Origin of the sequence: Clostridium sartagoforme (assembly GCF_039521405.1) — a bacterium.
Taxonomy (GTDB): Bacteria; Bacillota; Clostridia; order Clostridiales; family Clostridiaceae; genus Clostridium; species Clostridium sartagoforme.
Window position 1 is genome coordinate 234,402 of record NZ_BAAACH010000037.1, and the last position, 26,582, is coordinate 260,983.

Below are 26,582 nucleotides of genomic sequence, written 5' to 3' on the forward strand. Positions count from 1 at the left end.
TGATAATGGAGAATTTTATCACTAACTATCAATTATTCACTATAAAAAAAGGCCTTTCGGCCTTTTTTAAACATATTGCATAGGGTTTGTATGTTGTCCATTAATTCTTATTTCCCAATGAATATGGGGACCTGTACTCATACCTGTTGTTCCAACATATGCAATTGTTTCACCTCTTGCTACAGTTTGTCCAACGCTTACTAACCTTTGACTATTATGTCCATATAAAGTTTGAACTCCATTTCCATGGTCAATTATTACAGTTTCCCCATATCCAGATATCCATCCTGAATAAGCAACTACACCACTTTTAGATGCAGCAACAGGCGCACCAGAATGATCACCTAAATCTACACCAGTATGAAATCCTGATTCTCCTGTTACTGGATTTATTCTTGGTCCATAAGGATCTGTTACAACTCCATATCCTGGTCTTAAAAATGTTTCACTGCTTGGATCCCCAGGTATTTCATTACCACCTGAGTTTTCTCCACCAGAATTATTTCCCCCACCATTATTCCCATTATTTATTTCATCAAATATACTATCTAATTCTTGTTGTAATTGTTTATTATATGAAACTAAATCTCCAATTTTATCTTCTAGTTCTTCTTGTTTATCTGTAAGAGAAGATATTAAATTAGATTTCTGCGATTCTAATCCATAAAGTTCATTCATCTTACTTTGGTGAAACTCTTGCTTTACTAAAAACTCTTTTTGTGCTTCCTTTAGTTCATCTTGCTTTGCAACTATTTCTTCTTTACTTAATTCTATTTTTTCTAAATTTTTTGAAATCTCAAATTTTTCTTCTTCCAATTGCTTTTGAAGAATTTTAGCAGCTTCCATTAAGCTTTTATCTAAACTTATTATTTTATATACATTCTCTATATTATTAAGTAAAGAAATTATATTTTCACTTTTTAATACCATATATATGTAATTTGAAGTTATATCAATTTTATAATAACTTCTAACTCTTTGATCTAAAGCTTCTTTTATTTTTTTGCCTTCTTCTTCTTTTTGTATTATAAGATTTTCTCTAGTTTTTATTTCCTCTTCTGCAGTAGAAATTTCATTATTTATCTTATCTATTTCAGCTTGCACTTCATTTATTTTAATTTGATAAGAATTTACTTCTGCCTTTGCACTATCTAAATCTTTACTTTTTGCATCTATTTGATTTAGTATTCCTTGTAAATCATTAGCTTGATTTTCTAGTTCACCATTTATCTGATTTTTTTCATTCTCTAGATTATTTATATCATTTTGATTTTGATTTATTTTATCTTGTAAAGAGCTTGTACTATCAGCTAATGCTAAGGTATTACTTGAAAAAATTACTGCAATAGCTAAAGTTAGTATTTTTATTTTTTTATTCACCTATAATACACCTACCTTTATTCTAAGTTAAACTTTTGCACATCAATTACTTGCCATTTTTCATCAACATACTGAACTTGAGTTAAAAACATTTCATCAACATTACTTTTTATAAATGGCATAAGCTTTTTGCTTATACTATAATTTAAATTAATAACTATATTAGCTTTATAAGTATTATTTTCATAATAATACTCACTGCTTTTTACTTCTGTATTTAATTCAGTAATATCATAATTATTTTTTAAAAATAAACTTTCTTTTCTTATGCTATCATAAATCTTGTTTTTAGTCTCCTCACTTGAATTCTCTATTAAAGAGTAATTATTAGAATTTAAAGCATTAAAAACACTATCATAAAAACTTTTAATAAATTTAGCTATATCAGTTGTAAGTGTATCATTGACCATATTAATATCTATATTGATATTTGGCAATTCATCTACCTTAACTTTATCGCTTCTTATTATTCCCCATGGAAATTTTCTTTCTAAGTATATTTCAATATTTTTCCCTATTGGTATTGGGCCATAATTTTTTATTTCTTTTACAGTTTTATTTGTATTAATATCATTTATATATACATCTGCATCACTAAAATTCGATGTTAAATTTATATTTATAGCATTTAAATTTAACTTATACTCCTCATTTTGCATTGCAAATACTGTTTGTTCTTCAACTACTTGTCCATAAGATGTATTTAACTCAGCTTTTATTATGTATTTCCCGGGAATTAGACTTCTTTTTATTTTTGTTGATTCTATTTTTGAATTATTTACATAAATCTCAGCCTCATTAAAATTTGTGTTTATTTTTATATCAATTGGATTTATTTCTACTTTGTAATTATCAAAGAATAATCTTTTTTCATTTTTTAAAGAAAAAAAACTACTTTCTCCATAAATATCTAGCTTATTTATTAAGTCGTCAATTTTAGCTGGATAATCTAAATAATAATCAGATAATGGTTGAAAATCACTTTTACTTATTTTTTTATTATTAACTTTTACTTTTTTATATATCTTTTCAGGTTTATTTTCCTTTAAAGCTATTTCTAAATTTTTCAACACAATATCTTTTGATGATTCATAACTATATATCTTAAAAGTAATAATAAAAATAGAACTTAAAAGAATTACAAATATTATTTTTCTTTTTACTAGAAATTCTTTTATATTATTAAATCTTAATTCTTTTATATCTTCTCTCAAATAATATAAATATTCTCTTAAATAATTTAATAGATTGTTAAATTTATTCAAATTTATCAACTCTCTTTACTCTAAAATATCTATTATCCACTTTTTACATTCTAAGCACTTATATATTCTTATAACGAATAAATCTAGTACTCTTCCTACTCCTGATGCTGATTGTAATTCTATTTCTTCCTTAGTTAGAAACTCATCATTTTCATCTAAAAAGCCTGGTATCTCGATTATGTAGTTTTTATTTGTTTTTTCACAACACTCATTTGGGCCAACAACTTCTATTTCTTCATATATAAGATTAGCACTAAGCTCTTGTATAATATCTATTATATCCTCAAATTCATCTAAATTATCTAAAAAATCTTCCTTATAAAATATTAAATCCTTTATTTCGAATAATTTTTCCATAAAAACACACCTTTATTTATATTTTTAATTTAATTTTATATTTATTAATAATATTAATCAAGATATTTTATATAATAGTAAACTAACAATAAATGTATGTTATAATTTAAAAGTAATATTTTATATTTAAGGAGAGATTTTTATGATCTTTGATAGCCATATGCATTCTAACTTTTCTACTGATAGTACTATGAAAATAACAGATGCAATTAATATAGCAAAAGAAAAAAATATAGGAATTATAATAACAGATCATATGGATTTAGACTATCCTGTAAAAGATGAGTTTAGATTTGATATCAATGAATATTTTAACGAATATGAAATCTATAGATCACATAAAGTAAAATTAGGAATAGAGATCGGATTAACTGAAAATACCCTTATAGAAAACGAAAAAATAGGTGCTAACCCTAATTTTGATTTTGTTTTAGGCTCTATCCATGCAGTCAAAGGTCTAGATATTTATTGTGATTATATTAACCAAGTATATAATAAGCAAGATTTTTTCTCTTTTTATTTTAAGGACATGCTTAAATGTGTTCAATTATATAACAACTTCGATTCATTATCTCATATAGATTATCCTTGCAGATACTGTAAATTTGATAATAAGGAAATTTTAATAGCTGATTTTAAAGATATTTTAGCTGTGATTTTCAAAACTCTTATTAATAAGGGGAAGGTCTTGGAACTTAATACTTCAAGACTTCATATTAAAGAATCTCATGATGCCTTACTAGACATTTATAACCTTTATAGCGATTTAGGAGGAAAATATGTTACTTTAGGATCTGATTCACATATACAAAATAATATTTCTAGAAATTTTGATATTGCCTTAAGCTTTCTGGACACATTAAATTTACAAGGTGTTTATTTTAATAAAAGAAAACTTGAGCTTTTTTAAAATATTGTTGCAAATTAAAAACTACTAATCTTTAGGGTTATTGGTTTGTTTGAAATTAGTAAAACTTAACCAAAAACTCTTATCATAGTAGTTTTTACAAAATTATATTTCTTCTATTTCTCTTCTTTCACCTTTTAAATTGTTTATCTTCTTTCTTCTCTTTTTTAACTCTTCCTCAACTTCTTCAACTGAAATATTAAGCTCTGCCATAGTCACAAGTAAATGATAAATTAAATCTCCTATTTCTAGTATTTGTTCTTCTTTATTATCATTTTTTGCGCTTATTATAGTTTCTGTACATTCTTCTCCAAGTTTTTTTAGTATTTTATCTATTCCTTTATTAAATAAATAGCTTGTATAAGAACTTTCGTCTCTATTTTCTTTTCTATCTTTTATTACTTCATATAATTCAAGTATAATGTTGTCCATGAATAATCCCCCTTTTATAGAACCTTATTATAAAAACAGCTTCTTTCTCCAGTGTGGCAAGCTACTCCCTTTTGTTCTACTAAAACTAGTACTGTATCTAAATCACAATCTACTTTTAACTCTTTAACTGTTTGAATATGTCCTGAAGTAGCTCCTTTATTCCAAAGCTCATTTCTGCTTCTGCTGTAAAACCAAGTCATTTTTGTTTCTAAGGTTTTTAATAAGCTTTCTTTTGACATATAGGCAAGCATTAATACTTCTTTAGTATTAAAATCTTGAATAATTGCTGGAACTAAACCATTTCCTTTATTAAAATCTATTAAATTTATATCAAACTCCATATTAATACCTAACCCCAATATCATTTTTTATTAAATATTCTTTAACATCTTTAACTTTTAAATTTCCATAGTGAAATAAGGAAGCTGCTAAAGCTGCATCTGCTTTTCCTTCTATAAATACATCTTTAAAATCTTCTATTTTTCCACACCCACCTGATGCTATAACTGGAATGTCCACAAGTTCACTAACTTTTCTTGTTAGTTCTAAGTCAAACCCATTTTTAGTTCCATCTGCATCCATTGAAGTCAATAGTATTTCTCCAGCTCCTAGTTTGTACCCTTCTTCTATCCAGCTAAATAACTCTATTCCTGTATCAATTCTTCCACCATTTATAAATACATTCCATTTATTTTTTTCTACTCTTTTTGCATCAACAGCTAGTACTATACATTGATTTCCAAAGTAATAAGCTCCTTCTTTAATTAAGTTTTTATTTCTTATAGCAGCCGAATTTAAGCTTATTTTATCTGCACCAGCTCTTAAAATATTTCTTATTTCATCTATATTGCCTATTCCTCCACCTACAGTAAAGGGAATAAAAACTTTTTCAGATACCTTTTCTACTAATTCAACAATTGTTTTTCTTTTTTCATGTGTAGCAGTAATATCTAAAAATACTATCTCATCAGCACCTTGAATATAATATTCTTCTGCCAGTGTTACTGGATCTCCAACTTCTTTAAGTCCTTCAAAGTTAATTCCTTTAACTACTTTTCCGTCTTTAACATCTAAACATGGTATTATTCTCTTAGTATGCATAACTTCACCTACTTTACAGAATCTATAGCTTCTTTTAGATTTACATCTTTTGAATATATAGCTTTTCCTACTATACATCCATAAATATTTAGCTTATTTAAAGTAATTATATTATCTATATTTTTTATTCCTCCAGATGAAGTTATATCTATATTAGTAATTTCACTTATTTCCTTTATTATATCTACATTTGGTCCCTCTAGTGTTCCATCTTTACTTATATCAGTTACAATTATATTTGTAACTTCTAACTCTTTAATTTCCTTTATTAAATCTATATAGTGAGTTTTACTTTTATTTATCCAGCCCTTTGTGCATATAAATCCATCTTTAAAGTCTATAGCTATCGCAATTTTTTCTTTAAATTCTTCTACAGCTTTTTTTAATAATTCCTTATCTTCAATGGCTACTGTTCCTAAGATAACTCTTCTTACTCCACCATCTATTAAAGCTTTAATGTCTTCAAAGGTTCTAATTCCGCCTCCAACTTCTACATCTATATTTAAGGTTTTAACAACATTTAAAATTAAATCTTCATTTACAAGCTTTCCTTCCTTTGCTCCATCTAAATCTACTAAATGAATAAGCTCAGCCCCTGCATCTTTAAAGGATTTAGCTATTTCTAAAACTTCTCCTTTTATGCTGTCTTTTTTATCATAATTTCCTTGATATAGCCTAACTGCCTTACCATCTATAATATCAATTGCTGGAATTATTATCATAATATCATCTCCCCAAACTTTTCTAATAAACTTAGCCCAACTTCTCCACTCTTTTCTGGATGAAATTGCATACCTATTATATTCTTTGATCTAAATATTCCTGGTATTTTTACACCACCGTAATTAGAATAAGCAACTAAATCCTCATCTTTATATTCTGTTGCCATAAAACTATGAACATAATAGATAAATTTATCCCCACCTAAGTTGTCAATAACTTCATCTTCTTTATTTATAATTAATTTATTCCATCCCATATGAGGAATTTTAACCTTTTCCTTTGGCTCTATCTTTTTAATTTCACCTTTTAATAGTCCAAGTCCCTCACATTCCATTCCTTCAAAACCCTTTTCAAATAAAATTTGCATTCCAAGACAAACTCCAAGAAGGTATTTACCATCTTTAGCTTCTTGTAGCAATATTTTATCTAAATCATTGATTTTCAAATTATCCATAGCTTGCTTAAAGGCACCAACTCCTGGTAATATTATAGCCTTGGCTTTTTTTATTATTTCTCTATCCTTTGTTATAACAGCTTCTATTTTTAATAATTTCAAAGCATTTTCTATACTTTTTAAATTTCCCATTCCATAATCAATAACAGCAATCATAAATTTACCCTTTTCCTTACTATAAACTATAAATTTCCCTTGCTAGATAAAATCTTATTCTTATCCTCACCATAACTTACTGCTTCTTTAAGGCTTCTTCCAAAAGCCTTAAATATACCTTCTATTTTATGATGATCATTTTCACCATATAAGTTTCTAACATGAATAGTAGAATTAGAATTGCTTGCTACAGATCTAAAAAATTCCTTTGCCATTTCTGTTGAAAAACTCCCTATTTGTTCTCTTTTAAATTCACAATCAAAGTGTAAAAAGCTTCTTCCACTTAAATCCAAAATCACTTGACTTAAAGCTTCATCCATAGGTACATAGCTCATTCCATATCTCTTTATCCCAACTCTCTTATCTAATGCCTTATCTAAAGCTTGTCCTATACATATACCTATATCTTCTACTAGATGATGATCACATACATCTATATCACCTGTAGCTTCTAGATTTATATCTATTCCACTATGAAATGAAAATAAAGTTAGCATATGATTAAAAAAGCCTACTGGAGTATTTATTTCACTTTTTCCCTGGCCATCTATATTTATTGCTAATAATATCTTTGTTTCTTTTGTTTCTCTCTTTATAGAAGAAATTCTACTCACAAATTTCACCTCCAAATAAAGCTTTATCAATTAAGTCTAAAACTTTTTTATTTTCACTTGATAATCCAACTGTTATTCTAAAGCCATCATCATTAAAATTTCTAATTATTATATCATTATTATTTAAAGCATTAATAATCTTTTCCTTTTCTTTAGATCTTCCATATATAAAATTTGCTTTAGATTTATAAAATTTTATATCTATATCTTTTTCATTTGCTTTTTCTTGTATATCTAATAAAGAGTTATATAGGTTTTCTCTTTCTTCAATTATCATATCTAAATTTTCTTTAAATCTTTTTTCATTCTTTAGAACTTCTATCGCAATTTCTTGAGATATGGAATTTACATTATAAGGTGTTTTGTATTTTTCTAATTTCTTTATATTTCCAACCTTTGATATTAAAAATCCAACTCTTATAGCTGCTAGTCCCCAAGCCTTTGATAGTGTTCTTGTTACTATTAAATTGTCATATTCATTAATGAAAGGAACCATAGTTTCACCATAAAATTCAAAGTAAGCTTCATCCACTAAAACAACTTTATCTCTAAATGCATTTAATACCTTTTTTATTTCATCTATTTTAAATCCATATCCTGTTGGGTTGTTTGGGTTAGAAAATATAACTAACTTAGCATTCTCTTCCAACCCTTTATTTATAAACTTATTTATATCAACACCATTTTCTAAATCAATATCATACTTAATTAGTTTCCCATCATTTAAATCAGTATAAAAATCATACATTGTGAAATCTGGAGTTAATGTAAGCACTTTATCTCCCTTTGATATATTTTTACTTATTACTAAGTTAATCATTTCATCTGATCCATTTCCAATTATTAAGTTTTCTTTAGTTAAACCTAAAATGTCAGCATAAGCTTCTCTTACTTTATCTCCATCAGTATTTGGATATCTATTTAACTCTACTTTTAATAACTTACTAATTATATTTCTAATTTCCTCTTCACTACAATCAACTGGATTTTCATTTCCATTTAATCTTATCTTTTCATCATTATTTACTGAATATACCCCAATATCTTTAATCATTGTTAACCCTCACTTTCACTGAATTTCTATGGGCTGTTAAGCCTTCTTTTTCTGCTAAAATCATTATATTTTTTGATACCTTTTGTAATTCTTCTTTTGAATAATAAAGATATGAACTTTTCTTTATAAAGCTATCAACTGAAAGAGGTGACGAAAATCTTGCTGTTCCATTAGTAGGTAATACATGGTTTGGCCCTGCATAATAATCTCCAAGTGGCTCTGGAGAATAATAACCTAAAAATATAGAGCCTGCATTTTTTACACTACCAAGATACTCTAATGGATTTTCTATCATTAATTCTAAATGCTCTGGTGCTATTTTATTTGAAAGTTCTATGCATTTATTTATATCTTCACAAATTACTGCCATTCCATAATTTTTTAATGATTCTTCTATAATATCTTTTCTTTCTAAATCCTTTATTTGAATATTTATTTCTTCTAAAACTTCATTATAAAGTTTTTCTGAAGTAGTTAATAATATAGATGCTGCTCTTTTATCGTGTTCCGCTTGAGACATTAAATCTGCAGCAATATATTTACTATTTGAGTTTTCATCTGCAATAACTAATATTTCACTTGGTCCTGCAACCATATCTATATCAACAGTTCCAAACACTAATTTTTTTGCCATAGCAACATATATATTTCCTGGTCCAACTATTTTATCAACATTTTTTATAGTTTCAGTTCCATAAGCTAAAGCTCCTATTGACTGAGCTCCACCTACCTTGTATATCTCGCTTACCCCTGCTAAAGATGCTGCTACTAATATATATGAATTTATACTTCCATCATTTTTAGGTGGTGTAACCATAACTATTTCAGATACTCCTGCTATTTTAGCTGGTATAACATTCATAACTACAGATGAAGGATAAGAGGCTGTTCCCCCTGGCACATAAACTCCAACTCTTTGTAGTGGAGTTACTAATTGGCCCATAAACACTCCATTTTTTTCAAATATAGAGTATCCATTTTTAACTTGCTTTTCATGATATTTTTTAACATTTTCTATTGAGCCTTTAATAGCTTCAATAAAATCTTCTTCTACTAATTTAAAAGCTTCATTTATTTCTTCTTTAGATACTTTTAAATTAGTAATATCCACTTTATCAAAAAGCTTATTAAATTTTATTAATGCTTTATCCTTATCTTTTTTAACTTCTTCTAATATAAGTTTTACGTCATTTATAACATCTAAATCTTCTTCTCTATTTTTTATTATCTCTAGTATTTCTTTTTCATTATTTACTGCTAAATTAAATAATTTCACCATAGCCCTTGTCCCCTTTATTTATTGCTTATAACATCTCTTATTTTTTCTAATACAAAGCTAATTTCTTCTTGCTTAAGCTTAAAGCTTGCCTTATTAACAATTAACCTTGCACTTATATCTTTTATTTCTCTTAAAACTACAAGTCCATTTTCCTTTAAGGTTGTACCAGTTTCCATTATATCTACAATTCCATCACACAAACCTAGTATTGGTGCAAGTTCTACTGAACCTTCTATTTTTATTACTTCTATATCAATGTTATTTGCTTTAAAATAATCCTTTGCTACTTTTGGATATTTTGTCCCTATTTTTATATGGCCTTTCATAGAAAATAAATCTTTATCTGGCATTGCTGCTACTATAAACTTACACTTTCCTATTCCTAAATTCATTAATTCATATGAGCTATGCTCTTTTTCATTTAATGTATCTAATCCTACTACCCCAATATCTGCAACTCCATGATCTACATAAGTTATACTGTCACTTGCCTTTACTAAAAAATAACTTACGTCATATTTAGTATCCTTAAAAATAAGCTTTCTTCCCTTATCTTTTAATTCATCTATTCCAAAACCAGCCTTTTCTAATATTTTAGTTGCATCTTTTTCTAGTCTTCCCTTAGTTAAAGCTATACTAATACCCATAATATTCCTCCTCAATTATATTTATATTTTCTTCATCTTTTGAAGGAATAAGTTCAACTACAAAGCCTTTTTCTCTTAGTTCAAAACTCTTTTTTATAGCTTCTATTTTACTATTTTCATTAAAAGTTATATTGTATTTAAGCTTCTTTTCTAAATTACCATCTAAAATACTTGCTAACTCATCTACATTAATCGAAAATCCTATTGCTCCAAAATTCTTTTTTACACTTCCAATTAAATTATCATATCTCCCTCCACTTAAAACTATATTACCAGAACCTTCTATAAAGCCTCTAAATATTATTCCTGTATAAAAGCTAAGCCTTGGAGTTAAACCTAAATCAAAACTCAAGTACTTATCATAACCTATTACTCTTAAATCTTCTGCTAACTTTTGTAAATACCTTACACTATTTAACATCTTGCAATTAAAAGACATTTCCTTATACTTGCTTAAAACCCCTAAACCACTACCAAAGGTTAATGGAAGATTTAAAAAGAATTTTTTTATGCTTTCATCTATATTTATTGTATTTAAAAATTTATTTAAGCTTTCAATTTCTTTCTTTTCTATTAACCTTGCTAAAGTTGTCTTTTCTTCTTCTGAAATACACAAATCTTCTATTGCTGATTTTAAAAAGTTAATTTCTCCAATTTCTATTTTAAAATTGCTAATACCTATGGATTTTAAAGAATCTATTGCAATTATCAATGCTTCTAAATCTGAAAATTCCTTTTCCTTGCTTATAAATTCAATTCCACAATCTGTGTATTCATTTCTTTTACCGCTAAATTCTTCAAAAACCTTATATATATTAGCACAATATCTAAGTTTTATTGCTGAACTCATATTTTTAAATCTAGTAGAAACTAACCTTACTATTGGTATAGTCATATCTGGTCTTAATGACAGAATTCTTCCCTTAGAATCAAAAAACTTATAAACATTTTCTTCTTTAATACCTGAATGCTCATATCTAAAACTTTCATAAAATTCTATACTTGGCGTCATAACTTCTTTATAGCCCCATAAGTCAAAAACCTTGTTTATAGAATTTATCACCTTTGACTTTCTCATACATTCTTCATTAGTTAAATCCCTTGTCCCATCTGGAATTATATTCTTATACATAACTAGCCCCCTTCACTTTATCACTTTAAAGTGTTATCATGATAGTATAGCAAATTTTCCCATATGTCAATAAAAAATTGAAATAATTAAGGGAAACCAAAAATTATTGGTTTCCCTTAAAGCAAAGTTTAATTTTTTTGAACTAAACTAATTATATCATTTTCTGTAAGCCTGTGAACTGTCCACTCATCCATAGGTGATGCCCCTAAAGATTTGTAAAATTGTTTTGCAGGTTCATTCCAATTAAGACAAGTCCATTCTATTCTTTTACAATCTTCTTCTAAAGCTATTTTAAATAAAAGATTAAATACTTCCTTCCCTATTCCATTTCCTCTGTACTCCTTTTTTATGTATATATCTTCAAGATATAATCCAGATGCACCATTGAATGTGGAGTAATTAAAGAAGTATATTACATATCCAATTGGTTTTTCATCTAATTCCAATATTAATGCATTTGCTCTTTTTTTAATAAATATTGATTTACCAAGACTTTCTTCAGTTGCTACAACTTCATGTGCTAATTTTTCATACTCCGCCATTTCAATTATTAAATTTAGTATTAATTTAGTATCTTCTATTATTGCTTCTCTTATTTTTAAATCTTCAATTTTAGTATTATAATACATTATTGTTACCCTTCCTTCTTATGCTTAACATTGAGCAATTTCTTTTACCATGGCTATATCACATCTAGCACATACTTCTTCATTAAAGTCTTCAAATCCATATTTTTTATATAGCTTTATAGCCTTATATAAAACTGAATTCGTCTGTAGTGTAATTCTTCTATAATTAAGAGCTTTAGCAATTTTAAAAGAGTTCTCTATCATAATATTTCCAAGACCCATTCCTTGGAATTCCTGCTTTAGATACATTTTTCTTAATTCACAAGTCTCATCATCAATCTTATAAATTCCATACGTTCCTATTATTTGTCCATTTATTTCTATAACTTCAAAATCCCCATTATTTTGAATATAGTATTTAGATATATCTGTTATATCTAGATCTTCACCTTCTGGATTTAAATCTAATCCATAAAGATTTAGCACTTCCTTAACTAAATTTAATATTTTAACTTCTTCTCCAACTCTAGCTCTTCTTATCAAAATATTCTTCATAAACTTGCCCCCTTTGTATGCTATCAACAATTAAAAATTATTGAAAAAACTCCCATGGGAGTTTTCAAAATTAAGTTTTTAGTAATTTAAAACAAATTACATAAATAACTATTCATTTTTAATTTTATCTTGTTTATGATAGTCTCATTGAAATCTTATAAATTTAATATTTTTATAATATTATACTATTATTTTTACAATATTTCATTATTAATCTTGAACTTTCTTACGAAATTTTTAAATACATATATATTTAATAAAACCACTAAAACAACTAATATTCCTTCTACTATAAATACATTTTTTATTACTCCCACTTGATATAGCGCAGCTGGAAAATCTATTATTGCATGTAATAAAATTGCTATAATATAATAAATATATTTTCTCTCTTTAACTGCGTATAATACTATAATTGATAAAGCTATATGAATCATTACTGCAATAATTCTTTCTATTCCTGGCATTAGCCATATAATAGAACTACTATTTACAAATTGACTATAAGTGCTATTAATAACATCTTTAGGCACTAATGCAGCCTCCATCATTGACTGAAAGGCATTTTTATTAATCAATGTGGCATAAACTATTGAATTTATACTACTTATTGCACCGATTAATATTGCCTCTATTCCACCATGACCGACTCCATATGTTATTCCACTTACTACATCTCTTTCTTTTACTATAAACTTAAAACAAATAAATCTTGCAGTTTCTTCAAATATTCCAGCCATAAGTCCACCATATAGCATATACGCAGCTGGTGTACTTAATAAAAATTCTGCCGTTGAACTATTCATCTTTAAGAAATATGAATGTATTGGAGCTTCTAGAATTTGTACTGAAATAAAAAATGCTACTGCACCTATGAAAAATACTTTCAAGCTAACATTATACTTCTTTTTTAAAAATATAATTCCTCCTATTGGTAATGCTATACTCACTAATAAGCTAAAGATCATAAACATAATTGATAATTTGCTAACCATAATTCTTCCCCCTAAAATATATAGTAATAGAAAAGGTAATAGAAATTACCTCCTATTATTATATTTACTTAATAAATTCCTAAGAACTAAACTTTAGGTCATGTATAGAAAAAATAATTATCAATGCTATAAGTAATATAAAAATAATTACAGCTTTTTTATTTGCAAAATTAATTGTAGAGCCTATACCAACTCTTTTTTCAACCATGAATGCTGGGTCATTTTTATTATAATAAAACATTCCTAAAATCCATTTATCATCATCATTTTTGTATAAGTCATCATTTTCAGTGTCTTCTTTTATATTCCTTCCACCCTGTCCTATTATTATAAATATTAATATAAATATAAGCATACTAACTAAAATAACAATATTAATTAAGTTTTCTATTGGCATACTGTTAAAGTTATAAACTACTCCAATTTGAATTACGGAATATAACAATATAGTTTCTATTTCAGCTATAAATAAAAATATAGAAATTACTCTTTTGAATTTCTTTTTTCTCTTTACTGCAGTTTGAATACTTCCACTATTTAAATCTACCTTTGAACTTAATGTGATTTTAGTTAGTATAAACATAATTATACATAATATAATTCCATAAATAGGTGTTTTATAAATTTTATATAAATCTTCACTTACAAAATATTCTTTTCTTGATACAGTTAAAATTAATGTACTAATAGGAATTATAATTGGTATTAAAAATATTTTTTCATTTAAAGCTTTATACTTTTCATTTTTCTTTGGCTTTCTTAAAGTAGTATCTATCACTACAACATTATTTGTTTTATAATTCCAATTATTTATTTCTTTTAATAACTTAACTTTTTTATAATAAATTACAAATAATATACTATGAGCTAGAAGCATAGATACTACTGATATAATCATTATCATTGATATTACAAACTCACTAGATTTTAAGTTAAAAATTATAATGAGATTAATTATTACTGTTAAAATAGAAAATAAATAAATTACGTTTTTCTTATAATTTTTTTCTAACCTTTTGATTTCATTTTCTCCTTGGTATTTTTGTGGAATTCTAACACCAAAGTATATCCCTTTATTAGAAGAATTATTTAGATAGTATGATAAAATAATCATAGTTATTATAAAGCTATTTACTGATAAAATAATTGATAAACCTTCCAAAACAAATACACCTCCTATGTTATTCGTTTATATTCCTTTTACAAAGAAGTATATTATTGTTGCTATTATTAGTATAATAGGTAAAATCATTATAAACATTCCTATTGGATTTCCTAAGTTAACATCCCAACCAATACCTATTCTCTTTTCTACAAATATACTTGGATCATTCCTATTGTAATAAAAGTTTCCTAAAATCCAATTTTTATCGTCATCTCTATATATTTCTTCATCCAGCTTATTTATTTTTATATTTTTACCACCCTGACCTATTTTATAACCTAATATAGTAATCACTATTACTGTAAATAATATAATTATTAAAGATATTATACTTATTAACTTTATTGTGTTCGAACTCCAGCTATATATTATTGAAAATTGAATTAATGAAAATAAAATTACAATTTCAATCAATATGCTATATAAAAAAAATGAATTATATACTTTAAATATTTTTCTTTGTTCTTTTATTTCACTTAAAGTTCCACTATTTATATCAACTTTACCATTGATAGCAAATTTATTTATAGTCATAAAAAATAAAATCATTATTATCTCCATTAAAGGCAACATCATTAAATTTATTAATCCTAATAAACCTGACTTTGAAGCAAATCCATCTGCCACACCTGAAGAATTGAAATGTATAGGAAATTTTTCGGGAATATTTTTATAATATATAGACGTTAATATTATATTTATTATTGGCACAATAATTATCAATAAAAAATGCTTGTTTTTTATTCCAACTATATCTTCATTATTTTTAGGTTTTCTTATAGATGTGTCTACTACTACTACATTTTTTCCTAGTTTTCCCCACTTCTTTTCCTTTTTTAATTCACTTAACTTTTTCCAATATATGATTACTGGTATATTGACAAGAACTAGTAAAAGAAATGTTGCTATAAGAAAAATATATAGCTTAGGAATTATAAAAACTATAAAATTTAGAAGTATTGTGCATGGAAGTATTGACATAATATAAGCTTTCTTATATTTTTTTTCTAAAATCTTTATCTCTTCACATCTTTCATATTCCTTAGGAACTCTTACTCCAAAAACAATTCCATTATTAGAAAATTTGTTAACATATAACCCACTAAAATATAATATTAGACTTAAGAATAACATTAATACACAACTGATTATTGTATCCATATAATTACTCCTCTTTTTTAAAATCTATAAATATTTTATCAATAAAATCCTTAACATCTTCTTTATTTATATTTCTATTAAAGCACTGAGCCATATAAAAATATAAATTTTCATTTAAATCTTCTCTAAATTTCTCCATTGATTGATTTAAATTCAATGAAACAACCGCACCTTTCCTTCGATCAATTTTAATATACCCTTCATCCTTAAGCATATTGTATGCTTTATTAACAGTATGCATATTTACCCCTATATCTTCTGCTAATGCTCTCACTGAAGGTAGCTCCTCCCCTATCTCAATCTCACATTTAGCAATACACTCAATAACCTGATTCTTTATTTGAACATATATTGGAGTTTCCGAATCAAAATCTATTCTTAAAATCAATTTAACACATCCTTTGCTTCAGTTCACACTAGAAAAGTTCTTCGCACTTTTTACAATTTATTAAACAACTTAACTCCTACTATATTTAAACTCTTCCATAAAACTATCAAAATAACTGATAAGTATATGATTATTGTTATTATAAATAAATTATAATTTTTTATATCAGTTAAAATAAATATTATCGTTGGAATTGCTACAATTGCTGCTGATAATAACATTTGTATCATAACACTTGCTCCTTGTTTTACAACTGATGTTTCTGTTGTCCAATTCAACTTAGGAAAGTATAAGTTTATTATTAATCCTAATATAGATACAATAAAAGAGTATATACTAGTTATCAATAATAGCGCCAAAACATTTATAAGTGATAATTTCAACGCTGTAAAGAATATAATATCACTTACTATAGTAGCTGGTAAAATTAATATTAAATTTAATGCTATTTTACTTTTAAATATATCAATAGCCTTAATTGGAGAAGACTTTAATATCCATAAATTTTTACCTTCCAATGATATAGATGAATTAGTAGTACAAGATATTGATAAAATTCCGCATACAAGTGAAATGGTAAATAACGGTATTAATTCTTCTGAAAAATTAATTTCTGAGATTTTAAAAAGCATATCTTTTCCAAAAAGTAATGTTGCTACAGCTGCCGCTATAATCATTATTGGTCCTATTATAGTATTTAAGACATAAATAGGTGTAGAAAAATATCTTTTTATTTCTTTTTTAATTAAAGAAACTATTTGTGAAGATGTATTTATATCTCCTAATTTATAATTAGATTTACTAAAGGATTCTTGTAGCTTTGAATTTATTATTTTAAAACTCTTGCTAAATATAAATATAAATATGGCAAATACTAAAAGTGATATACTAATAAACACTAATAAATCTTTTAAACTTAAACTAACCAAAGCCCTGGTTGCATAAATTGAAGGTGGATATATATTAGAAATACCTTCCGCTAGTGATTTACTATTAATTATAATATCTTGTATTAAGTTTCCACTGTTATACAAAGCTACTACTACTATTAAAGATATAAGTATAGTACCTATATTTATTATCAAGTTTTTATATCTCATCTTTGAAGAAATATAACTAATAATAAAAGCAAAAAATGATGAAAGCACTATTGGTATTAATGGTAAAAATATAAATACAAAAAATAGATAAACAAAATATAAATACTGAATATCTGCTTTTAAGAAATAAACAATAGCTTGTGGTAAAAAAGCAAATAATAGTATAAAATAATTCAATCCTAATAAGTTAAGCATTTTATTTATCAATATGGCACTTCTCTTAATTGGTAAGCTCATAAGTAAATCATAATCCTTAGATGAAAATAAAAGTCCTTGAGCCTTATATATTGAAGTAAAAAAAATAATTAAAGAACTTAAAATAAATCCCATTATAATCTGCAAATTTAAAAGTCCCATTTTGTCTAATTCATTTGCAGCATGATAAGTAGATATTGTTGTAGAAAAAACTAATGATGAAATTGCTATTGCTATTGAAAGAAATATGGATATATTCTTTATTTTTTCCTTTTTTGATTTTTCTTTTATAATTTTATTTATACCTAAAGAATTTATTAAAGTGGTCTTAAATAGAATATATATTTTATTCATTATCAATCAACTCCATAAAGATATCTTCTAAAGAACTATTTCCCTTAACATCATTCATTTTTCCTTGAGTTACTATATTTCCTTCTTTTATTATAGCAACCTTATCACATAATTTTTCTGCTACTTCAAGAACATGAGTTGAGAAAAATATTGCAGCACCTTCCTTGCATATCTTTTTCATTTCCTCTTTTAAAATATGAGCAGCCTTTGGATCTAAACCGACAAAAGGTTCATCTAAAACTAAAAGTTTAGGCTTGTGAATTAATGCTGAAATTAAAACTAGCTTTTGTTTCATACCATGTGAATAAGAAGAAATTAAATCTCCAAGTGCATTTATTATTTCAAATTTTTCTGAATATAACTTTATTAATTCTTCTCTTTCACCTTTTGAAACCTCATAGATATCTGCTATAAAATTAAGATATTGAATTCCAGTAAGGGCTTCATAAATATCTGGATTATCAGGTATATATGCTATTTTACTTTTACATTTTAAAGGTTCCTTTTTAATTGAAGTTCCATCAATTAATATATCTCCTTCTTCGAATTCTAAAATTCCTACAACTGACTTAATTGTTGTTGTTTTTCCTGCACCATTATGACCTATAAATGCAAATATCTCACCTTTATTTACTGTTATAGAAATATTATTTGCTGCTTTTTTCCCATTTTTATATGATTTTGAAAAATTTATTATTTGAAGCATTTAATCACCTCTTAATTTATTATACTTGTTATATATATACTATAACAAGCATAATAAATTTGCAACTATTAAGTTATCGACATTGTGAAAATTTTACTTTACAGTTTATTGATATATGATAAAATATAGGAGTCGGTATTCTTTGTAAACCGAACAAAATGCAAAAATTTATTTTTTGCCGAATTATATCCTAAAAGGAATAAGAACGGAGGAGTTAAAATGTTAAATACTAGAGGGATGGGAAATTCTCGTGAAAACGTCAGGAAAATGGTAGTAGTTGCTATGCTTTCCGGTATTTGTTTATTCTTAGGACTAACAGGTCTTGGGTTTATACCATTACCACTTTTCAAATTAACTATTTTACATTTACCTGTAATAATTGGTGCTATAATAGAAGGCCCTATAGCTGGAGCTTCTATTGGTTTTATATTTGGATTATTTTCTATATATCAAAATATAACAACTCCAACACCAATGTCACCATTTTTTTATAACCCATTAGTTTCAATACTTCCTAGAGTATTGATAGGGGTTGTATCATATTATGTTTATATCTTTTTAAGATCAAAATTGAAAAATAAAAGACTATCTATTGGAATAGCTGCTATTTGTGGTTCATTAACTAATACAATAGGTGTACTTGGATCAATTTACTTGATTTATTTTAAGGATTATGCATCAATACTTATGCAAAGAGGAACCATTTCATCGGGTTCTTTAGGTAAAGTTACTATTGCTTTACTTTCGGTAATAGGTACCAATGGTATAGCTGAAGCTGTTTTATCAGCACTAGTCTCAATTCCTGTAGTAATCGCAATTTTAAAAATGCAAAAAAGAAGTAATTAGAAATTACAATGGTTATTTGAAAATTATTTTCAAATAACCTTTTTTTATAGTTTGTACCATTATATTCTTTTTAATGTCCAAATTTCCTCTAATGTATTAAATTTTATAGTTTATAAAGATTTTATTTGCACAATATAATAGTACAAAGTCAAACAAACTTTGTAAAATACTCAATAAAAAACTTTTAAAGTTATAAGGAGGAATTTATTATGGCAACAAAATTAGTTCCAGAAGCTAAACAAGGATTAGCTAAATTCAAAAATGAAGTAGCTAATGAAATGGGAGTTCCTTTCTCTGACTATAATGGAAATCTTTCTTCTAAACAATGCGGTAGCGTTGGTGGAGAAATGGTTAAGAGAATGGTTCAACAATACGAATCTACAATTAAATAATATAAAAATGGAAAGAGAAGTAGTTACTACTTCTCTTTCTGTTTTCATTAAAATTTAATTTTTTAACTCATGCTCTTAACTTAACTATAAGATTTAAGCTTTATACAAGAGTTAATTATTCTATTATTATTTTGTCATCTAGTATATCTACAATAACATTTGAGCCATAGCCAATTTCACCTTTTATAATCTTTCTTGCTAGATTATTTTCAAGTGTATTTTGAATATATCTTTTTAATGGTCTTGCCCCATAAACTGGATCGTATCCTTCCTTTGCCATCATTGTTTTGGCAGAATCAGTAACTTTTAAAGTAATATTCTTATCCTTTAGTCTATTTACAACATCCCTTAGGAATATATCTATTATTTTCTTAATACCATTTTCTGATAATGGTTTAAACATAATTATATCATCTACTCTATTTAAAAATTCAGGCTTAAATCTTAACTTCATTTCATTCTCAACTTGAGTTCTTATACTATCATCTACTATTTCTTCACTTTTATTTTCTAAAAGATAGCTACTTCCTATATTAGATGTCATAATTATTATTGTATTTTTAAAATCCACTGTCTTTCCCTTATTATCTGTCAATCTACCATCATCTAATATTTGTAAAAATATATTAAATACATCTTCATGAGCCTTTTCTATTTCATCAAATAAGATTACACTATATGGATTTCTTCTTACAGCTTCAGTAAGTTGACCACCTTCATCATATCCTACATATCCTGGAGGAGCTCCAACTAATCTAGATACAGAATGCTTTTCCATATATTCTGACATATCAATTCTTATTATACTTTCTTCAGAATCAAATAAGTTTCTAGCTAAAGTTTTTGCAAGTTCTGTCTTACCTACTCCTGTAGGCCCTAAAAATATAAATGATCCTATTGGCTTATTTACATCTTTTAATCCAGCTCTCGCTCTTAATATTGCATTTGAAACAGCTGTTATTGCTTCTTCTTGCCCTATTACTCTGTTTTTCATCTCATCTTCTAGTCTTAAAAGTTTTTCTCTTTCTCCTTCTAATAAATTCGTAACTGGTATTCCAGTCCACTTAGAAAGTATTTTTGAAACTTCTTCTTCAGTTACTTCTTCTTTTAAAAGAGCACCTTCATAATTTTCCTTTACTTCTACTTCTTTTTGCTTTATTTCTTCTTCTAATAATGGAATTATACTATATTGTATCTCTGCCGCTTTATTATAATCATAATTTCTTTGAGCTGCTTCTAAATTTCCTCTTGCATCATCTAATTTAGATTTTAAATCTCTAAGATTTACTATAGCTCCTCTTTCTTTCTCAAACTTTGCTGTCATTTCATCATTATTAGCTTTCAGTTCTGCTATATCTTTCTCTAAAGCTTGTAACTTCTTTTTAGATCCCTCATCACTTTCTTTAGTTAATGCTTCTTTTTCTATTTCTAATTGAAATAATTTTCTTCTTATATTGTCTATTTCTGTTGGAATTGAATCTATTTCTGTTCTTATCATAGCCCCGGCTTCATCTATTAAATCTATGGCTTTATCTGGAAGATATCTATCTTGAATATATCTATGAGATAGTTTGGCTGCAGCTATTAATGAAGAGTCATGTATTCTTACACCATGATGAATTTCAAATCTTTCTTTTAATCCCCTTAAAATAGAAATAGTATCTTCTACTGTAGGTTCTTCTACAATTACTGGTTGAAATCTTCTTTCTAGTGCTTTATCTTTTTCTATATATTGCCTATACTCATCAAAAGTTGTAGCTCCTATACAATGAAGTTCTCCCCTTGCCAACAATGGTTTTATTAAATTTCCAGCATCCATTGCTCCATCTGTCTTACCAGCTCCCACTATAGTATGAATTTCATCAATAAATAATATTATTCTTCCTTCACTACCTTGGACTTCTTTTAAAACAGCTTTTAATCTTTCTTCAAATTCCCCTCTATATTTAGCTCCAGCTATAAGTGATCCCATATCTAGAGAAAAAATTACCTTATTCTTTAATCCTTCAGGAACATCTCCTTTAATTATTCTTTCTGCTAATCCTTCTATTATAGCTGTTTTTCCAACTCCCGGCTCACCAATTAATACAGGATTATTTTTTGTTCTTCTTGAAAGTATTCTTATAACCCTTCTAATTTCTTCATCTCTGCCTATAACTGGATCAAGTTTATGTTTCTTTGCAAGGTTTGTAAGATTTGTTCCATATTTACTTAATGCATCATAAGTTCCTTCTGGATCTTGAGTTTCTACCCTTTGATTTCCTCTGACTTCCTTTAAAATATCCATAAAAGTCTTTTTATTTATATTATATTTATTTAGTAAATTTTTTACCTCACCATTCTTATCTATTTCAATTATTGCAAGCATTATATGCTCAACGCTAATATAAGAATCTTCAAACTTTTTAGATATATCTTCAGCTTTTACCAAAACTTCTTCAATTTGCCTAGTTGCATAAACACCAGAAGAATTAGCCCCTTCACCCAAAACCTTTGGCATCTTTTCTAATATCTTATTTAAATCTTCATCTAAGGATTTAGTTTTTATTCCCATCTTAGTTAATATATTTGGAATCAATCCATCTTCTTGCTCTAATAAAGCTCCAAATAAATGTACTAGTTCAACTTGTTGATGATTATATTTAACTGCTAATAAACTTGCATTATTCAATGCTTCCTGTACTCTTAATGTCATTTTATCAATATTCATGTTTCACGCCTCCCTACAATCAATACTTTAATATATTTATTGTATTCTTTATTTTTATAATAATACAAAAGTCAAAGAAAGTCAAAGTTTGTTTTGTATTTTTTTATTATAGTATATAATATAATAAAATTGACAATTAAAAATTAACAATTCACAATTAATGATGAAACTGTTACGCAGTTTCTAAAATTCAAATTTTATAATTTAGCTTTGCTGAATTATTATCTGTAAAAATTGTGAACTAACAAAAATTATTAATCGTTAACTGTGAATTGTGAATTGATAAAAGGTGGTGATTTTATGAGAAGAGAGTATGTAACCTATCCAGAGGATTCTCCTATTAAAATATCATATGCAAATATAAAAGAATATCCTATACATTGGCATAATTCAATAGAAATATTATATGTCTTAAGGGGAAGCATAAATATTAATATAGATACAGACTCTTTTGAATTACTAGAAAAAGAATTAGAAATTATAAATGTTGATGAAGCTCATAGGATATATAGCGAAAAAGATAATAAAGTTTTAATATTCCATATAGATCCCTATTTCTTCGAAAAATATTATAAGGATATAAATAATATCTTCTTTTACACAAATTCAACTGATGATGGTGCTCAAGAAGGTGAAGAATATGACTTGCTTAGAACCTTTTTAGCTAAACTATTGTGTGAGTGTGTTCAAAAAATTGATGATTTTGATAAAGAAATTGAATCAATTTTAGTAGATTTACTTTATCATCTTATAAATAACTTTCATTATTTAACTTATGAAAAAGAAGAATTAAAAGAAAAAACTGAACAACTTGCTAGATATCATAGAATTTCTAAATATATATTTAATAATTACGATAGCAATATAACATTACAAGAAATTGCGAAAAAAGAGTTTTTAAGTCCTCACTATTTATCTCATGAAATTAAATATGCAACTGGATATAGTTTCACTGATTTAGTTAATTTAACTAGAGTTGAAGAATCTGTTAAGCTTCTATTAGATAGTGATTTAAGTATTTCAGATATATCTGATGAAGTTGGTTTTTCTCATGTTAGATATTTAAATAAAAACTTTAAGAATTACTATGGATGTACTCCTCTGCAATTTAGAAAGAAAAATAAACTAACAGATAAAGAACTTGAAAACATTAAATCTATTGAAATTTTGAAATTAGAAGATGCACTTGAATATCTTTCTTATGAACTTGAGGATTATGAAAGATTCAACTACGAAAATAAATTATGGAAAATTCATATAGATATGGATTCAACATTAAGTGTTTTTGAAAAAGATTATAGTAACATAATTAACCTTGATGATGCCTTTGATTTACTTTTGGAAGATAATAAGGATATTTTAGAAGAAATTCAAGATGAGCTTCACTTTAAATATGCAAGGCTTGAAAATATGTTTAATAGCGATATGGGGGTATTCCCCAAAGCTGATTTTTATAATTGGAATAAGGCGAAAAGCGTCATAGAATTTTTAGATTATATAGATTTAAAACCTATTATATTAATAGATAATCCTAATTTCACATTTGAAAAATATACGCAAGTTTTAAATAGTTTCTTTGAATACTTCTCAGAAATAGATTATATAGATATTTCAAGATTTAAATTTCAATTTACACCTGCTATATTAACAGATGTAAAAGATTCATTACATCAATTTCTTATTGAAGATTATAATTTAGATGTAATTGAAGATATATTTACTTGTGATAAAAGCTTAAATAAAATTTATGATACTGCTTATATGCTTCCATATATAATCCATAATACTATATTTAATAATAATTCTTTAAACTTTTTAAAAGCCTTTGATGTTCTTGAAAAAGAAATAAGTTTAACAAATGAGGTATTTATAGGTGCTCCTGGTATTGTCAATGATATGGGAATAAGAAAACCATCATATTATGCATATTATCTTCTTAGCAAACTTGGAAATGAAATAGTTGCAATGGAAAATGGATATATAGTAACAAAAAAAGATGATGAATATTGCATACTACTTTACTCTTATACAGATGAACTTAACGAAATGCAAAGTTATGAAGATATATTCAATAAAAGAGGTAAAAGAAAAATTTATAAGCGAAAAATTTCATTAAATATTGAAAATATAAAAAAATCTTCAAGAATAATAACTTATGAAATAAGTGAGAGAGTAGGTTCATCTTATAATTATTGGCTATCTATGGGTTCTCCTGATAGACTTAATAAAGAAGAAAAAGAAATACTTCATAAAGCTTCATTTCCTAAAATAGATTTTAAGTATTCCAAAAAAAATACAATATTAAACATAATTACTGAGCTTAGAGGTTATGAGGCTAAACTAATTTTAATAAAAAGTACTAAATAAAGTACAAAGAAACCCAAATTATGGTTTCTTTGTACTTTTTTTATTTATATATATTTGCTTTTAATAACTTAAATGTACTTAAATATCATTACTTAAGTCAATGCTTTTATTGCTTATATTATCTATAATTTAAATATGAATATAAACTTTAAAAGTTTAGAAAGGGTTGATTTTTCAATGAGAGGCTTGTTCTTTATGCCTGGTATAACATCTAAATATTCATTAATTAGTATATTAAAAGCAATTTTACATCCATATAAAAGATATATTTAGAAAAAAGGTAGTTTTAAAACTACCTTTTATTAATTCTTATTTAATTTCATTGCTAAAGTAAAATATTTTAATGAATCTTTTACTTCCCCTAGTTTATAATACATTTCAGCCATATCTAAATATCTTTCATATCTTTTTTCTTTGTTAGCAAATTTAAAAAGAGAATCCAGAGATAAATTCATATACATTTCTGCTTGAAGATATGACCCCTTCTTTTGCAAAATCATTCCTTTTAAGTAATATGCTTCTTCTATTAGAACTATATCATCAGTATCAATTGCAAGATTTAAAGCCTCGTCAGTAATTTCATAAGCATCATCATATTGCTCATTACTGTAAAGAGTTCTTATACATTTATTTAAAAATTTCACATAATTTTTCTTATTTTCTACTGGGAATAACTTTATTCCCTCTTTTATTTCCTTAATGGCTTTATCCTTATCCCCTACATAAAAATAACTTTCACCATTTTTACCTTTTGCTAATGCTAAAACCATAGGATCTTCTTTTTGATATTCATAGGCTAATTTTATATACTTGTCTGCCTCTTTTTTCCTTAATTTTATACAAGCAGTTGCAAAGCAATGATATATATATCCTTTGTCTTTATTATCATTAATATAATCTATATATTTTATTGATTCTCCTAATGAGTAATATGTATTCTCTATTAATCCTAATTTTTCATAGGTTTTTCCTTCTTTATAACAAATATATGAATATCTTACTTCATTAAATTTTGTATCTTCTTTTATCAATTCTCGTGTTCTACTATAATAATTTATTGCCTCATTATACTCTTCAATACTATAAAAAAATGTAGCCATATCTATATAGTAAATTATTGTATTCTCGCGAGTATTATTTTTTTGGTATAAATCATAATATTGAGATATTATTAATTGTATATTTTCAACCTTACTTTTTTGTACATAAAATTTAAATAATATATGTATAAGTTGAAAAGCTAAATCATTATAGGAATATTGTATTGCATAGTTTAGATTATGATTTATAACATTATCTATTTCATCTTCTGGTATCGAGTTTTCTCTTATTAATTCAAGATTACTAACTATTTGTTCTTTTACATCTCTTACTAAATAGCTATAATCAATCCCTAATTTTTCGGATATATATTCTAGGATTTCTTTATCAGCTTTTATTTTACCATTTTCAATGCAGCTCATTTTTGATATAGATACTTTATCCCCACATAATTCTTTTAAAGTTATCCCTTTATATACTCTAGCTCTTTTTATCTTTTCTCCAGTTGATAATATTTCCATTTCAAACCCCCGCTTG

27 protein-coding genes are annotated in these 26,582 nt (G+C 26.0%); 4 read left to right on the top strand and 23 right to left on the bottom strand.

Going from position 1 to position 26,582, the window contains the following annotated elements:
- Window positions 1-66 precede the first annotated feature (66 nt).
- Genes ABDZ60_RS15050 through ABDZ60_RS15060 form a run of 3 tightly spaced genes read right to left on the bottom strand, consistent with a single transcriptional unit; the run spans window position 67 to window position 3,002 of the window.
- Complete coding sequence (locus ABDZ60_RS15050; protein WP_343779143.1) at window positions 67-1,380, bottom strand: murein hydrolase activator EnvC family protein; 1,314 nt, start codon at window positions 1,378-1,380, stop codon at window positions 67-69.
- A gap of 17 nt (window positions 1,381-1,397) precedes the next feature.
- Window positions 1,398-2,645: a TcaA 3rd/4th domain-containing protein gene (locus tag ABDZ60_RS15055; RefSeq protein ID WP_343779145.1), complete on the bottom strand. Its 1,248-nt coding sequence runs from the start codon at window positions 2,643-2,645 to the stop codon at window positions 1,398-1,400.
- Window positions 2,646-2,660: 15 nt separating this feature from the next.
- Window positions 2,661-3,002: a hypothetical protein gene (locus ABDZ60_RS15060; RefSeq protein WP_343779147.1), complete on the bottom strand. Its 342-nt coding sequence runs from the start codon at window positions 3,000-3,002 to the stop codon at window positions 2,661-2,663.
- A gap of 142 nt (window positions 3,003-3,144) precedes the next feature.
- Between ABDZ60_RS15060 and ABDZ60_RS15065 the strand changes: the two genes are divergently transcribed.
- A complete protein-coding gene (locus tag ABDZ60_RS15065) occupies window positions 3,145-3,912 on the top strand; it encodes a histidinol phosphate phosphatase (protein ID WP_343779149.1) in 768 nt (255 codons plus the stop codon).
- A gap of 102 nt (window positions 3,913-4,014) precedes the next feature.
- Here ABDZ60_RS15065 and hisE read toward each other — a convergent pair whose 3' ends face one another.
- From hisE to ABDZ60_RS15155, 18 genes are all read right to left on the bottom strand, one after another.
- Window positions 4,015-4,341, bottom strand: coding sequence for a phosphoribosyl-ATP diphosphatase (gene hisE, locus ABDZ60_RS15070; protein WP_343779151.1), 327 nt, complete (start codon window positions 4,339-4,341; stop codon window positions 4,015-4,017).
- A 14-nt stretch (window positions 4,342-4,355) separates the two neighbouring features.
- On the bottom strand, window positions 4,356-4,688 hold the full coding sequence (gene hisI / locus ABDZ60_RS15075) for a phosphoribosyl-AMP cyclohydrolase (protein WP_343779295.1): 333 nt from the start codon (window positions 4,686-4,688) through the stop codon (window positions 4,356-4,358).
- Window positions 4,684-5,442 carry an imidazole glycerol phosphate synthase subunit HisF gene (gene hisF / locus ABDZ60_RS15080; protein ID WP_343779152.1) on the bottom strand — a complete coding sequence of 253 codons (759 nt, stop codon included), beginning with the start codon at window positions 5,440-5,442 and terminating at the stop codon, window positions 4,684-4,686. The genes hisI and hisF overlap by 5 nt, the downstream gene beginning before the upstream one ends.
- Window positions 5,443-5,450: 8 nt before the next feature.
- Window positions 5,451-6,164: a 1-(5-phosphoribosyl)-5-[(5-phosphoribosylamino)methylideneamino]imidazole-4-carboxamide isomerase gene (gene hisA, locus ABDZ60_RS15085; protein ID WP_016206230.1), complete on the bottom strand. Its 714-nt coding sequence runs from the start codon at window positions 6,162-6,164 to the stop codon at window positions 5,451-5,453.
- Window positions 6,161-6,775 carry an imidazole glycerol phosphate synthase subunit HisH gene (gene hisH, locus ABDZ60_RS15090; RefSeq protein WP_016206231.1) on the bottom strand — a complete coding sequence of 205 codons (615 nt, stop codon included), beginning with the start codon at window positions 6,773-6,775 and terminating at the stop codon, window positions 6,161-6,163. Before hisH ends, hisA begins: the two co-directional genes overlap by 4 nt.
- A 26-nt stretch (window positions 6,776-6,801) precedes the next feature.
- A complete protein-coding gene (gene hisB / locus ABDZ60_RS15095) occupies window positions 6,802-7,389 on the bottom strand; it encodes an imidazoleglycerol-phosphate dehydratase HisB (RefSeq protein WP_343779156.1) in 588 nt (195 codons plus the stop codon).
- The gene (gene hisC, locus ABDZ60_RS15100) at window positions 7,382-8,443 is read right to left on the bottom strand and encodes a histidinol-phosphate transaminase (protein ID WP_052953931.1); all 1,062 of its coding nucleotides are present in this window, start codon (window positions 8,441-8,443) and stop codon (window positions 7,382-7,384) included. The genes hisB and hisC overlap by 8 nt, the downstream gene beginning before the upstream one ends.
- The gene (hisD, locus tag ABDZ60_RS15105) at window positions 8,436-9,722 is read right to left on the bottom strand and encodes a histidinol dehydrogenase (protein WP_343779159.1); all 1,287 of its coding nucleotides are present in this window, start codon (window positions 9,720-9,722) and stop codon (window positions 8,436-8,438) included. The genes hisC and hisD overlap by 8 nt, the downstream gene beginning before the upstream one ends.
- 14 nt (window positions 9,723-9,736) lie before the next feature.
- Entirely contained in the window at window positions 9,737-10,369 is a 633-nt protein-coding gene (gene hisG / locus ABDZ60_RS15110; RefSeq protein ID WP_343779161.1) for an ATP phosphoribosyltransferase, read from the bottom strand.
- Window positions 10,359-11,501 carry an ATP phosphoribosyltransferase regulatory subunit gene (gene hisZ / locus ABDZ60_RS15115; RefSeq protein ID WP_343779163.1) on the bottom strand — a complete coding sequence of 381 codons (1,143 nt, stop codon included), beginning with the start codon at window positions 11,499-11,501 and terminating at the stop codon, window positions 10,359-10,361. Before hisZ ends, hisG begins: the two co-directional genes overlap by 11 nt.
- Before the next feature lie 128 nt (window positions 11,502-11,629).
- Window positions 11,630-12,130: a GNAT family N-acetyltransferase gene (locus ABDZ60_RS15120; RefSeq protein WP_016206237.1), complete on the bottom strand. Its 501-nt coding sequence runs from the start codon at window positions 12,128-12,130 to the stop codon at window positions 11,630-11,632.
- 24 nt (window positions 12,131-12,154) lie between these two features.
- On the bottom strand, window positions 12,155-12,625 hold the full coding sequence (locus ABDZ60_RS15125; RefSeq protein ID WP_047000939.1) for a GNAT family N-acetyltransferase: 471 nt from the start codon (window positions 12,623-12,625) through the stop codon (window positions 12,155-12,157).
- A 194-nt stretch (window positions 12,626-12,819) separates the two neighbouring features.
- Window positions 12,820-13,620: a YhfC family intramembrane metalloprotease gene (locus tag ABDZ60_RS15130; protein WP_016206239.1), complete on the bottom strand. Its 801-nt coding sequence runs from the start codon at window positions 13,618-13,620 to the stop codon at window positions 12,820-12,822.
- A 79-nt stretch (window positions 13,621-13,699) separates the two neighbouring features.
- Window positions 13,700-14,782, bottom strand: coding sequence for a DUF5808 domain-containing protein (locus tag ABDZ60_RS15135; RefSeq protein ID WP_047000938.1), 1,083 nt, complete (start codon window positions 14,780-14,782; stop codon window positions 13,700-13,702).
- 27 nt (window positions 14,783-14,809) lie between these two features.
- A complete protein-coding gene (locus ABDZ60_RS15140; RefSeq protein WP_016206241.1) occupies window positions 14,810-15,946 on the bottom strand; it encodes a DUF5808 domain-containing protein in 1,137 nt (378 codons plus the stop codon).
- Window positions 15,947-15,950: 4 nt separating this feature from the next.
- Entirely contained in the window at window positions 15,951-16,334 is a 384-nt protein-coding gene (locus tag ABDZ60_RS15145) for a GntR family transcriptional regulator (RefSeq protein ID WP_016206242.1), read from the bottom strand.
- Window positions 16,335-16,384: 50 nt separating this feature from the next.
- The gene (locus ABDZ60_RS15150) at window positions 16,385-17,983 is read right to left on the bottom strand and encodes an ABC transporter permease (RefSeq protein WP_343779169.1); all 1,599 of its coding nucleotides are present in this window, start codon (window positions 17,981-17,983) and stop codon (window positions 16,385-16,387) included.
- Entirely contained in the window at window positions 17,976-18,689 is a 714-nt protein-coding gene (locus ABDZ60_RS15155; RefSeq protein ID WP_047000936.1) for an ABC transporter ATP-binding protein, read from the bottom strand. Before ABDZ60_RS15155 ends, ABDZ60_RS15150 begins: the two co-directional genes overlap by 8 nt.
- A 219-nt stretch (window positions 18,690-18,908) precedes the next feature.
- On the opposite strand from ABDZ60_RS15155, the gene ABDZ60_RS15160 reads away from it, so the two are divergent.
- Entirely contained in the window at window positions 18,909-19,535 is a 627-nt protein-coding gene (locus ABDZ60_RS15160; RefSeq protein ID WP_047000935.1) for an ECF transporter S component, read from the top strand.
- Between the two features lie 209 nt (window positions 19,536-19,744).
- The gene (locus ABDZ60_RS15165) at window positions 19,745-19,927 is read left to right on the top strand and encodes an alpha/beta-type small acid-soluble spore protein (RefSeq protein ID WP_016206246.1); all 183 of its coding nucleotides are present in this window, start codon (window positions 19,745-19,747) and stop codon (window positions 19,925-19,927) included.
- A 115-nt stretch (window positions 19,928-20,042) separates the two neighbouring features.
- Here the strand turns inward: ABDZ60_RS15165 and clpB are convergent, their stop codons facing one another.
- Window positions 20,043-22,637 carry an ATP-dependent chaperone ClpB gene (clpB, locus tag ABDZ60_RS15170; protein WP_343779173.1) on the bottom strand — a complete coding sequence of 865 codons (2,595 nt, stop codon included), beginning with the start codon at window positions 22,635-22,637 and terminating at the stop codon, window positions 20,043-20,045.
- Window positions 22,638-22,937: 300 nt separating this feature from the next.
- On the opposite strand from clpB, the gene ABDZ60_RS15175 reads away from it, so the two are divergent.
- Window positions 22,938-25,004 (top strand): helix-turn-helix domain-containing protein, encoded by a 2,067-nt coding sequence (locus ABDZ60_RS15175; protein WP_343779176.1) that lies wholly within the window; start codon window positions 22,938-22,940, stop codon window positions 25,002-25,004.
- A 302-nt stretch (window positions 25,005-25,306) separates the two neighbouring features.
- On the opposite strand, the gene ABDZ60_RS15180 is transcribed toward ABDZ60_RS15175, so the two are convergent.
- On the bottom strand, window positions 25,307-26,566 hold the full coding sequence (locus ABDZ60_RS15180) for a helix-turn-helix domain-containing protein (RefSeq protein ID WP_047000932.1): 1,260 nt from the start codon (window positions 26,564-26,566) through the stop codon (window positions 25,307-25,309).
- Between the last annotated feature and the right edge of the window lie 16 nt (window positions 26,567-26,582).

Coding starts and splice junctions, on each gene's coding strand:
- ABDZ60_RS15060 (WP_343779147.1), bottom strand. CDS start 3,002: ATGGAAAAATTATTCGAAATAAAGGATTTAATATTTTATAAGGAAGAT.
- ABDZ60_RS15065 (WP_343779149.1), top strand. CDS start 3,145: ATGATCTTTGATAGCCATATGCATTCTAACTTTTCTACTGATAGTACT.
- hisE (WP_343779151.1), bottom strand. CDS start 4,341: ATGGACAACATTATACTTGAATTATATGAAGTAATAAAAGATAGAAAA.
- hisF (WP_343779152.1), bottom strand. CDS start 5,442: ATGCATACTAAGAGAATAATACCATGTTTAGATGTTAAAGACGGAAAA.
- hisA (WP_016206230.1), bottom strand. CDS start 6,164: ATGATAATAATTCCAGCAATTGATATTATAGATGGTAAGGCAGTTAGG.
- hisH (WP_016206231.1), bottom strand. CDS start 6,775: ATGATTGCTGTTATTGATTATGGAATGGGAAATTTAAAAAGTATAGAA.
- hisC (WP_052953931.1), bottom strand. CDS start 8,443: ATGATTAAAGATATTGGGGTATATTCAGTAAATAATGATGAAAAGATA.
- hisD (WP_343779159.1), bottom strand. CDS start 9,722: ATGGTGAAATTATTTAATTTAGCAGTAAATAATGAAAAAGAAATACTA.
- hisG (WP_343779161.1), bottom strand. CDS start 10,369: ATGGGTATTAGTATAGCTTTAACTAAGGGAAGACTAGAAAAAGATGCA.
- hisZ (WP_343779163.1), bottom strand. CDS start 11,501: ATGTATAAGAATATAATTCCAGATGGGACAAGGGATTTAACTAATGAA.
- ABDZ60_RS15120 (WP_016206237.1), bottom strand. CDS start 12,130: ATGTATTATAATACTAAAATTGAAGATTTAAAAATAAGAGAAGCAATA.
- ABDZ60_RS15125 (WP_047000939.1), bottom strand. CDS start 12,625: ATGAAGAATATTTTGATAAGAAGAGCTAGAGTTGGAGAAGAAGTTAAA.
- ABDZ60_RS15130 (WP_016206239.1), bottom strand. CDS start 13,620: ATGGTTAGCAAATTATCAATTATGTTTATGATCTTTAGCTTATTAGTG.
- ABDZ60_RS15140 (WP_016206241.1), bottom strand. CDS start 15,946: ATGGATACAATAATCAGTTGTGTATTAATGTTATTCTTAAGTCTAATA.
- ABDZ60_RS15150 (WP_343779169.1), bottom strand. CDS start 17,983: ATGAATAAAATATATATTCTATTTAAGACCACTTTAATAAATTCTTTA.
- ABDZ60_RS15155 (WP_047000936.1), bottom strand. CDS start 18,689: ATGCTTCAAATAATAAATTTTTCAAAATCATATAAAAATGGGAAAAAA.
- ABDZ60_RS15160 (WP_047000935.1), top strand. CDS start 18,909: ATGTTAAATACTAGAGGGATGGGAAATTCTCGTGAAAACGTCAGGAAA.
- ABDZ60_RS15165 (WP_016206246.1), top strand. CDS start 19,745: ATGGCAACAAAATTAGTTCCAGAAGCTAAACAAGGATTAGCTAAATTC.
- clpB (WP_343779173.1), bottom strand. CDS start 22,637: ATGAATATTGATAAAATGACATTAAGAGTACAGGAAGCATTGAATAAT.
- ABDZ60_RS15175 (WP_343779176.1), top strand. CDS start 22,938: ATGAGAAGAGAGTATGTAACCTATCCAGAGGATTCTCCTATTAAAATA.
- ABDZ60_RS15180 (WP_047000932.1), bottom strand. CDS start 26,566: ATGGAAATATTATCAACTGGAGAAAAGATAAAAAGAGCTAGAGTATAT.